This is a genomic window from Arthrobacter sp. CP30, from assembly GCF_053470025.1.
This window is the reverse complement of the sequence record NZ_JBQEMM010000030.1, coordinates 1-911: the sequence shown is the minus strand read 5'-3', so window position 1 is coordinate 911 and position 911 is coordinate 1. Positions and strand designations below refer to the sequence as shown.

The window sequence follows — 911 nt, the reverse complement described above, 5'->3', positions numbered from 1 at the left end:
ATTCAATGGCACATCCGGCGGCCGGCGCGAGCGCATCGGCGCAACGATCTTCGCGCTGCGCTATGTCGCGGCGATCTCCGCGCTTGGCAGTTGGGCGCAGATCATCTCGATCACGGTCGGCGCCACGACGAGCCCCACGGATACCGAACTCAGCGTCCAAATCGACCAAATGCCGAGCCTGGACCTGGACGACATCGACATCACGCTATCATGACCACGACGCTCTATCCGGTATCGAGCGAATCGGTCGCTTGGCCCGGCGACAGCGGCGGCGGCCTGGTCAAATCGTTCGATGCCCGCGAGACCATCATCAGCCAGTACGCGAACAGTCCGATCCTGCTCGCCCTGCTCTCCTCTCTCGACGACGCGATTGATCCGCAGCCGGCCATCGACGGCTTCTATGACACGATCTGGAACATCGACACCGCGATCGGTCACGGGCTCGACGTGTTGGGCCGAATCGTGGGGGTCCGGCGGACGCTCTATCTGTCGGAAGGTCCGTATCTGGGATTCTCCCAGTCCTCGGATGCCGTCCCATTCGGGACCGGCATCTTCTATGGCGGCGGTGCGATCACCCCCAACTATCAGCTGACCGACGCGGTGTACCGTCAGGTCATTCTCGCCAAGGCTGCATTGAACATCACCGATGGTTCCTCGGCTTCAATCAATGCGATCCTGCGTTCGCTATTCCCCGGCTACGGCAATGTCTGGGTCCGCGACAACGGCAACATGACCATGACGTTCGTGTTCGGGGCGCCGCTCTCTAAAGTTGATTACGCGATCGTCACCCAGTCCGGGGTGCTCCCGAGGCCGGTTGGCGTCTCGTTCGATGTGGAACAGCCCTGATGCAGCTCAGCGATCTTCCGTCCCGGTTCCCGATCCCCTTCGGCAACAACGCCGGGGCGAGTTAC

Annotated in this window: 2 protein-coding genes; both read left to right on the top strand. The window is 62.0% G+C overall.

Translation table 11 applies throughout. The features are described from left to right. The coding region (locus ACTIMO_RS17160; protein WP_448183205.1) for a hypothetical protein at positions 1–214 on the top strand (214 nt) is incomplete at its 5' end. After that, on the top strand, positions 211–846 hold the full coding sequence (locus ACTIMO_RS17155) for a DUF2612 domain-containing protein (protein WP_345850086.1): 636 nt from the start codon (positions 211–213) through the stop codon (positions 844–846). The genes ACTIMO_RS17160 and ACTIMO_RS17155, both read left to right, overlap by 4 nt. Positions 847–911 lie beyond the last annotated feature (65 nt).

What these genes read in the sequence shown, in the direction of transcription:
- ACTIMO_RS17155 (WP_345850086.1), top strand. Translation starts at nt 211, where the DNA reads ATGACCACGACGCTCTATCCGGTATCGAGCGAATCGGTCGCTTGGCCC.